The organism is Mesorhizobium sp. M7A.F.Ca.CA.002.09.1.1 (assembly GCF_003998555.1).
GTDB classification, from domain to species: domain Bacteria; phylum Pseudomonadota; class Alphaproteobacteria; order Rhizobiales; family Rhizobiaceae; genus Mesorhizobium; species Mesorhizobium ciceri.
The window spans coordinates 1-8,816 of the sequence record NZ_RZRR01000129.1 but is presented as its reverse complement, the minus strand read 5'-3'; the positions used below and the strand labels follow the sequence as shown (position 1 = coordinate 8,816).

The 8,816-nt window shown below is 62.9% G+C and carries 8 protein-coding genes; 7 read left to right on the top strand and 1 reads right to left on the bottom strand.

Features of this window, described 5'->3' with window-relative positions:
- Positions 1–384 (bottom strand): DUF1972 domain-containing protein (locus EN994_RS08475; protein WP_164745841.1); only part of this gene is annotated, 384 nt, incomplete at its 3' end.
- Between the two features lie 336 nt (positions 385–720).
- On the opposite strand from EN994_RS08475, the gene EN994_RS08470 reads away from it, so the two are divergent.
- The 7 genes from EN994_RS08470 to ligD all read left to right on the top strand — a co-directional run.
- Positions 721–1,890, top strand: coding sequence for a glycosyltransferase (locus tag EN994_RS08470; RefSeq protein ID WP_082826508.1), 1,170 nt, complete (start codon positions 721–723; stop codon positions 1,888–1,890).
- A complete protein-coding gene (locus EN994_RS08465; protein WP_082826507.1) occupies positions 1,887–3,194 on the top strand; it encodes a hypothetical protein in 1,308 nt (435 codons plus the stop codon). Before EN994_RS08470 ends, EN994_RS08465 begins: the two co-directional genes overlap by 4 nt.
- Before the next feature lie 8 nt (positions 3,195–3,202).
- Positions 3,203–4,432 (top strand): GNAT family N-acetyltransferase, encoded by a 1,230-nt coding sequence (locus tag EN994_RS08460; protein ID WP_063168634.1) that lies wholly within the window; start codon positions 3,203–3,205, stop codon positions 4,430–4,432.
- 12 nt (positions 4,433–4,444) lie between these two features.
- Positions 4,445–5,668 carry a GNAT family N-acetyltransferase gene (locus EN994_RS08455; RefSeq protein ID WP_063168633.1) on the top strand — a complete coding sequence of 408 codons (1,224 nt, stop codon included), beginning with the start codon at positions 4,445–4,447 and terminating at the stop codon, positions 5,666–5,668.
- Positions 5,669–5,768: 100 nt separating this feature from the next.
- A complete protein-coding gene (locus tag EN994_RS08450; RefSeq protein WP_335918267.1) occupies positions 5,769–6,950 on the top strand; it encodes a glycosyltransferase family 9 protein in 1,182 nt (393 codons plus the stop codon).
- A gap of 224 nt (positions 6,951–7,174) precedes the next feature.
- The gene (locus tag EN994_RS08445; protein ID WP_027160830.1) at positions 7,175–7,399 is read left to right on the top strand and encodes a hypothetical protein; all 225 of its coding nucleotides are present in this window, start codon (positions 7,175–7,177) and stop codon (positions 7,397–7,399) included.
- 45 nt (positions 7,400–7,444) lie between these two features.
- Positions 7,445–8,816, top strand: a 1,372-nt coding sequence (gene ligD, locus EN994_RS08440; RefSeq protein WP_206530385.1) for a non-homologous end-joining DNA ligase, incomplete at its 3' end; no start/stop codon positions are given.

Sequence of the window (8,816 nt, the reverse complement as noted above, 5' to 3'; positions counted from 1 at the left end):
ACGCCACTCGATGCCGTCCATGTTGGTGAAGATCTTGCGCCGCTTCAGCCTGAGCCAGGTCAGGAAGACCGCGCCATTATAGCCGAGCACCAGGCAAACGCCCTGTCGTCTGGCAGCATCGCGGGCGCATTGCCAGTCGAATTCCAGGGTCGCGCGCGGTCCCTTGGAGGCGACCTGGATGTGAATGAGCTCGATGCCGCGCCAGGTTTCGCTGCGCACCCGCTGGTCGATCCGCTCGACCTCATCCTGGCAATAGACGCCGACCTTCCAGCCGCGCCCGACAAGAAACAGCGCCAGTTTTTCGGCAAAGGTTTCAAAGCCGCCATGGGCCGCGGGTATGCCGCGGGTCCCCAGGATTAGAATGGCGGGCTTTTCTGGTTTCATGGCCGGCGGCACTTTCACACATTTCATATATTAGATATTGCTTAATTTATAATGAGCAGACCGCAACTTTCGTGCCATCTTCCGATTTCGGTATCCTGGGAGGGGATCATGGCGCGGGGTTGTAAAAAAACGGTGTTGAACCCGGTGGTTGTTTCATTCTCGGTCAACCCTTCTGTGCGTAGCTGTATCGAAACGAAGCAATGCCAGGGGCGTACGGCCGGCAGTCGGACATATCGAACCGATAGTCGGACATATCGAACCAGGCATGATTCTTGCGGACGGGGTTCTGCCACAATCGCCCAGCGCGATGGTTGCAGCACCCGGCGGGAAACAAAGATGCGGATTGCCTGCGTTCATCAGGGTTATGAACTCTATGGTTCTGACCGCAGCTTCGCGGAGAGCGTGGCTGCGCTGCGCGCCGCGTTTCCGTCGGCCGACATCGAGGTGGTCTTGCCGCGCAGCGGGCCGATCGTCCAGATCCTGGAAGCGCATGCCAGCCGGATCGTCTTCGAACCGCTCTGGGTGTTGAGGCGCCAGGCCATTGCGCGCCTTGCGACAGTCGAGATGGCGCGATTGCCGGTTGCCGTGTTCAGGGCGTGGCGGCGCCTCAAGGCCTGCGACCTCGTCTATGTCAACACCTCGATCGTGGCCGACTATGCGCTGGCCGCGCGATTACTGCCCCACAAAGCCGTCTTGCACATCCACGAGATCCCCGAAGGCGCCATGCGCAGGATACTCGTCGGCCTGATGCACTGGAGCCATGCGGATCTGATCTTCAACTCGCGCGCGACGCGAGCCGCTTTCGGCGACCCCAAGGCCGCGCGCGCGCATGTCGTCTACAACGGCGTTGCCGGGCCGGCGGCGGTCGAACCAATGACGTATGACGGCAAGCGACCATTGCGGGTGCTGCTGCTCGGCCGCATCAACCGGATCAAGGGGCAGGAGGTCCTGCTGGAGGCGATCGCCTCGATGCCGGCAGAACTCCAGGCGAGGGTCGAGGTGCGGCTGGTCGGCGGCGCCTTCGAAAGCACCGAGCGCGAGCGTGCGCTTGCCGAACTGGTCGAAACGATGGGGCTTGCCGGGCGCGTCGGAGTCCTGCCTTTCATTCCCGATCCCTCGGAGCATTATCGCTGGGCCGACATCGTCACCGTGCCGTCGCGGCGTCCGGAATCGCTGGGCCGCGTCGCCATCGAGGCGATGGCTTATGGCCGGCCGCCGCTTGTGTCGGCGATCGGCGGGCTGGTGGAAGTGGTCAGCGACGGGCAGACCGGCTGGCATGTTCCGCCCGGCGACGCAGTAGCTCTTGGCGCGAAATTGCAGGAGATCATCCTCGCCCCTGAGGCCTGGCGCGGGTTTGTCGCTGCCGGGCGCGCGCGCTATGAGGCGATCTTCAGCGAGCCGGTCGCGGCCGCGGCGATCACCGCGATCGCCGCCGAAAAGCTGAAGACGACCATCGCGCGGCCGGGCAGGGCGCCCGCTGCCCGCGCAGCGGAGACACGGCCGTGAAGTTAGCGTTTCCGAGCCATCTGGTTCGACGCCTCGTGCTGATGATCGGCGGCGAGGCGATGCAGAGCGGCTTTCATTTCGCCCTCAACATCATGCTGTTGCACATGCTGTCGGCGCAGGGCTACGGCCTCTTCGCCATCGGCATGGTGATGGGCGGGGTCGGCCTGTCCTATATCAGGTCGCTCACCGCTGTTCCCGCCAGCATCTGGATGAGCAAGAGCACCAACAGCGCCGGCGTCAATACCTATGACGTGGCGTTCGGAACGGCGGCGCTGATCGTGGCGTTGCTGATGGCCGTCGGCACGGCTGTTCTGATGCATGTCCTTGGAGATCCAAGCGGAATTGCCGCCGGCTGCTTCGTCGGTGCCTGGTCGTTGCGCAGCCATATGCGCACGGCTTTCTTCGCACGGCGCCAGCAGGTTGTCGTCTCCATCAGCGATGGCGCTTTTACAGTCGCCGGCTGTGTCCTGACCGGGCTGTCGATCTGGTTGGTCCAAGACCCGCTGCAGACCGTATTCTATGCACTTGCAGCCGCAAATGTGTTCGGCATTTTCGTCCTGGTCCGCCTGGCTCGGCGCTCGCTTCGCATCAGCTTCCGCATGCCGACGCGCCGACGCTATGTCAGGCTCTGGCCCCAACTGCGCTGGTCGGCATTCAGCGCGACCACCACCAACATCCAGGGTCAATGTCTGGCGCTGCTGGTCGCCGGCATTGCCGGGCCAGCCGCCTACGCACCGCTGGCGGCGGTTCTGGTGCTGTTTGCTCCGCTGCGCATCATCAGCCTTGCGTTCGTCAACATGACGCAGCCGGATCTCGCCAGGCTGATGCGGAACAATGAAACAGGCCGTGTCTGGACGCAGGCCAAGATCTGGGCGCTCGTCATGGGGCTCGGCGGCCTTGCTTATGGATGTGCGATCATGTTCGTCCTGCCGATGATAAAATCCCAGGCTCTCCAGGACGCTTCGACCTGGTTCATCGGGCTTTTCGTGATCGCGAATTTTGTCCCGATCATGCTCTATATCATGCCCCGCATCGTGCTTGAGATACTCGGCGATTTTCGGATCGTCGCGTTCATCACCACGGGCGGCGCGGTCGTCGGGCTGGCGCTGATCGCGGCCCTGCTGGCAATCGCGTCTCCGCCGTGGGCGTTGTTGGGTTCCGCCGTCTCGGAGATGTTCGTGCTCGTGGCATCGTGGTATTTCGCGCATCACCGCATGTGGAATATCGAGCATCCCGATGAGGCGCGCGACAGCCGGTTGGGCGCGTGGCGGCGGACGCTGCCGTTCGCTACGGCAAAGCGATAGGAAAAAACATGGCAGTCCAGGCGGTGCAAATTGCTGCGGTGACCGGCTCGCCCGATGGCCAGTCCTCCCATCCGGCCACCGTCGTCGCCATCGATGCCTACACGGCGCGGCTCCACACCAGCTTGGAAGCGGTGAGGCCGCTCTGGCTGCGCCTCCAGGCGGACGGTGTGTGCACCGCCCACCAGAATTATGCCTGGGCCGAGGGGATCGTCGCGCGGCTAATGCCGGAAGGTGCGGAACTGCTCATCGTGGAGGTAAACGATGCCGTGACGGGCGCGCCGCGAATGCTGGTGCCGCTGATACGGCGGCCGGCCTTCCGCCATCGGGTGATCGAATGGCTGAGCTGTGGCGTTTGCGACTATTCGGCACCGCTGCTGGCAGATGCCAGCCCGTGGACGATGCAATCGGCGCAGGCCGCGTGGGCTGCGGTGCGTTCCGTGCTGCCGCCGGCGGACCGCATCCAGATCACGGGAATTCCGCAATCGATCAGCGGCGTCACCAACCCTCTGGCCTTGCTCGCAGCCACGCGCGATTCCCTGCATACCAGCTTCGGCCTCGCCATCGACGGCGACCCGGAAACCGTGCTCAAGCGCCTATGCCGGCCATCCTTCGTCAAGGCCTTCAACAAGGACTGGCGCCGCCTCGAACGGCTTGGCGACGTGGAACTGGTCGAAGCCAACACGCCGGCCCTGGTGGAGGTCATCTTCGGCGGCCTGGTCCGGATGCGGCTCAGCCGCTTTCGCGAACTGGGCCGCTTCGACCTGCTGACGCAGGCGACGGCTGTCGACTTCTATCGAAACGCCGCTCTCGAGGGCCTGTCGGATGGGTCGGTGCGGCTCTTCGGGTTGCGTGTTGGTGAAGCTCTGATCGCCGTACAATACCTGCTGATCCATCAAGTCACCGTTCATGCTCTGCTGATCTCAATCGATCAGGGCGCGGTGCCCAATGTCTCGCCGGGACTTCTGATCATGGGCAAGTTGATGAGCTGGGCGCGCGGCCGCGGTTTCGATTATTTCGACCTGTCGGTCGGCAACCAGAGTTACAAGGAACATATGGGTGCCGTGGGTTCGGGCCTGCGCGAGCTTTGCCACGGGATTACGGTGCGAGGCAGCGCCGTGAGCGCAGCCATCGAGGTCCGCAACCGGACCGAGGTGTTCGTGCGCTCCAAACCTCGGCTGCTGAAGAGGCTCCAGGGACTGATGCGGGACTTGCGGCGCCTGCGTGGGGGATCGGAATGACGGGAGAAGCATGTGGCAAGCTACGCGGCGCGAACGACTCCGATAAGGGATTTGCCCGGTGGGCGGTTTTCCCCGACTGTCGCCAACGCTGATGCAACCGCGCACTTCACGGCTCGGCTGCACACCAGTTTCGATACCGTAAGGCTGCTATGGCTGCTGCTTGAGGCGCACGGCGTCTGCACTGCCCATCAGCACTATGCCTGGGTCGAAGGAATCGCCGCACGGCTGATGCCCAAGGACGCGGACCTGGTCGTCATCGAGGTGAGTGACGCCATGACCGGCGCGCCGGCCATGCTGCTGCCGCTGATGCGGCGCCGGGCCCTCGGCCACCACGTCATCGAATGGCTGAGCTGCCGCGTGTGCGACTACTCGGTGCCGCTGCTGGCGGATGGGAGAGCGTGGACCAGGCAGAGTGCCGACGCCATGTGGGCGGCGGTCCGTGCCGTTCTGCCACCGGCGGATCGCATCCATATCGCGGGGATCCCGCAGCAGATCCACGGCCTCGTCAATCCGCTGGCACTGCTTTCGGTGGCGCGCGACTCCATCCAGGTCACCTCCGGCCTCGTCCTGCACGGCGACCCGGAGACGCTCATCAAGCGGATCTGCAAGCCGTCCTTTGCCAAGGCCTTCCGCAAGCATTGCCGCGGCTTCGAACAGCTTGGTGGCCTCGCTCTGGTCGAGGCCGACACGCCTGATCTGACCGAGGAGCTCCTGGATGTGCTGCTGGAATTGCGGCTGAAGCGTTTTCGTGAGCTTGGGCGTTTCGACCTCCTGACGCAGGTCCCGGTCGTCGATTTCTACCGCGCCGCGGCGCTGCAAGGCCTGTCCAATGGATCTGTGCGGCTCTTCGGTCTACGCGTCGGTGAAGCCTGGCTCGCCTCCATCTATGTGCTGGTCAGAAAAGGCACACTTCACGCCCTCCTGCTGGGCATCGACCAGAACGCGGTCGCCAATGTCTCACCCGGCCTGACGACGATGGGCAAGCTGATGATGTGGGGATGCGAGCGGGGCTTCGACTATTTCGACCTGTCGGTCGGCGGCCAGGGCTACAAGCAACATATTGGTGCCGCGAGTTCGGTTTTGGCCGAGATCTGCGAACCGGTGACGGTGCGGGGCAGGGCTGCGAACGCAGCCATTCTGTTGCGCAGCCGGGTCGAAGGCATGACGCGGTCGCGCCCCCGGCTGCTCAAAGCCGTTCAGGGCCTGACGCGCCGCTTGCGGCGATTGAAGGACTGAGGACGAGCGTTTGCCGGTCCTGCCGACGACCGATGCAAAGAGGCACCAAGGCCGGCAAGGTTGTTGACAGGGTTGGTTGGCTCTATATTTGAAAGCGCGCTTGACGTTCAGAAATGAGTGTCGTCGGCAGAATTTCTCAAATTGGCGTTTTCGGCAGATCACCTCGATGAATGCAAGTTTAGGAGATGGGATTCGTTCCATCCTCATTATTCAAACGAAGTACATTGGAGATGTCGTTCTGACATCTGCTTTGGTTCGCAACCTGCGTCTTTCTTATCCACAAGCATCGGTAACCATGCTTTGTGCGCCGGGACTCAAGCAGTTCATCGTCGCGCAAGGGATCGCCGATGTTGCCGTTGGCTTTGAATCCCGCGGCAGAGGAAGGACTCTGCTCAAGCGTTTGAGCGACTATCGTGGCGTCATCTCTGATCTGCGGCGTCGAAAATTCGATCTTAGCATCGACCTTACCGATTCAAAAACCTCGCGGATAATGCATCGTTTGATCGGCGCTCCACTTCGCGTCGGCTTCGATCCTTCCGAGCATCCGATGAAGTTCTGGGAAATCCAGCTTGCAAACGTTCTCGCCGCGACTTTCGGACAGGGCGGCCCCCATTATCTCTACAGGAACCTGTCTCCACTCCACGCGCTTGGGTTGGATTGTCAGGACCCAACGCCTCGGCTGCAGCCGAACGGGACCGCCCAGGAAGAGTGTGCCAGGATTCTTGCGGAAAACGCTTTGGCAAAGAAGTCATATGTGGCCGTGCATGCCGGCGCCAGGTTCGAAGGGCGTTGTTGGCCGCCGCAACATTTTGCTGCGGTCATCGACGAGGTATACGCCAGAACCGGGTTGCGATCTCTGCTCGTTGGTGGGCCGGATGAGGGGCTTGCCGCGCAAAGGATCCTTGAAGTGGCGGCGTCGCCGGTCGCCAGTGTCGTCGGAAAGGCCTCGCTTGAAGTCCTGACGGCATTGTTGGCCGAAGCATCAATCTTTCTAGGCAATGAGAGCGGCCCGATGCACATCGCGGCATCTGTCGGAACTCCAGCGGTGGGGTTGTACGGCCTGACGTCGCCTGAGCAATGGGGCCCGTTCGGTGTCCCGAACCGGACGCTCCAGCCGGTCATGCCCTGTCCATGCATCGCTCCAGGTGTTTGTAAAGAAAACAACCCCGGTGGGGTCTATTGTGTGCAGCGGCTTCAGGTTGCCGAGGTCGCGGCAGCGACACTCGATCTCATCGGGGAAGTCCGAAAATCCACTCATTCGGGTATGCCGGCCGCTTCGTAGGCTGGCGGCAACAGGCACGATCACGCGCGGCTTCGTCTTCGCGCGCTTCACATCGTGATTCAGGCCGAGACCCGAGCATCTTCAAAAGACTGCAAAATTTAACCGGACTGCAACCTGCACTGCCACGAAATTGACAGGACACCTCGTCTCCGGCATCCTTGGAGCCAGTCGCAAGGCCGCCGACAGCGGCCGCGTTGCGTGTCAGGGCGACCGAGGGCAGTGTCATGTTCAGTCCCGTCACAGGTCAGAATTCCAAACGCGCCGCGGTGCGCAAAGCGCTCGATCGTCACAAGGTCTACATCACCGAGCAGCGTTTTTCGGAGGGCACCTACCAAGCCCGGGTTCTGGTCGATGGCGAGGCCTATTGGGTCGACGAATTCCGGCTGAGCCAGTTGCAGCAAGGGCTGTCGCCGGCGGAGCTCGAGTTGACGCCGGCCGCTGACGATTGAGAGCGTGACTGGCTTGTTCCTGGCCGCCGTGCTTCGATCTTTGCGATGACAACTCCACCAAAGCTCAAAGCCTATCGCGCCAAACGCGAATTCGCCAAGACGCCGGAACCGGTTGGCGGGCTCGTCAGCAGCGACGGCAACCGCTTCGTCGTGCACAAGCACCACGCCACCGCAGACCATTATGATCTGCGACTGCAGGTCGGCGATGTCTTGAAGAGCTGGGCGGTGCCGCGCGGGCCTTCGCTCAATCCGGCCGACAAAAGGCTGGCGGTCGAGACCGAGGATCATCCGCTCGAATATATCGACTTCGAGGGTGTCATTCCCGAAGGCGAGTATGGCGGCGGGCCGATGATCGTCTGGGACACCGGCAGCTGGGCGCCGATGGACGATGTCGAAAAGAGCTTGCGCACCGGCGCCTTCAAGTTCCGGCTGGCCGGCGCCAAGCTCAATGGCGGCTGGATGCTGACCCGGCTGAAGCCGAAACCCGGCGAGGACGAAAACAAGAAGAACTGGCTGCTGTTCAAAGAGCGCGACCTCGCGGCCGACACTGCGCTTGACATCCTCACGGCCCGGCCGGAGAGCGTCAAATCCGGATTGCGCATCGAGGAGCTGGCGGCGCCGGCAAAGCCCGCCGCCAAACCCGCGCCCAGACAGGGATCGCTGAAGCCCGGCACGCTGCCGGGCGCCTTCAAGGCCCCCATGCTTGCCCGTATCGAGCCGCAGCTGGCGACGCAGGTGCCAAAACCGCCCGATGGCGAAGACACCAAACAAGTCTGGCTGCACGAGATCAAATTCGACGGCTACCGCACCATGGCGCATCTCACTGAGGGCGCGGTCAAGCTGATCACCCGTGGCGGCATCGACTGGACGAAGCGTTATGGCGACCTGCCGCATGCGTTCGCCAAACTGCCGTGCTGCGACGCCATCATCGATGGCGAGATCGTGGTGCTCGACGCCCGGGGCATCAGCCGTTTCGCGCTGCTGCAGGATGCGCTGGCCGAGGGCGCCGGCAGCAAGCTCCATTTCTACGCCTTCGATCTTCTCCATCTCGACGGCTGGGACCTGACCAAGGCGCCGCTGGTCCGGCGCAAGGCGCTGCTCGCGCAGATGCTGTCGGGCCTCGGCGCCAATTCCGCCATCCAGTTCTCCGACCATGTCGAGGGCTCGGGGCAGGGGCTCTACGACCAGGCGTCGGAACTGGGGCTGGAGGGTGTCGTCTCCAAGCGCGCCACGGCCATCTATCAGAGCGGCCGAAGCAAAAGCTGGACCAAGACCAAGGCGCTGCTGTCGGACGACTTCGTCATCGCCGGCTTCACCATCTCCGATGCGGCCGAAGGGCTGGCGGCGCTCGGAATGGCAGAGTTCGAGGGCGGTGAATTGCATTATCGCGGCAAGGTCGGCACCGGTTTCGATGCCG

Coding starts and splice junctions, on each gene's coding strand:
- EN994_RS08470 (WP_082826508.1), top strand. CDS start 721: ATGCGGATTGCCTGCGTTCATCAGGGTTATGAACTCTATGGTTCTGAC.
- EN994_RS08460 (WP_063168634.1), top strand. CDS start 3,203: ATGGCAGTCCAGGCGGTGCAAATTGCTGCGGTGACCGGCTCGCCCGAT.
- EN994_RS08445 (WP_027160830.1), top strand. CDS start 7,175: ATGTTCAGTCCCGTCACAGGTCAGAATTCCAAACGCGCCGCGGTGCGC.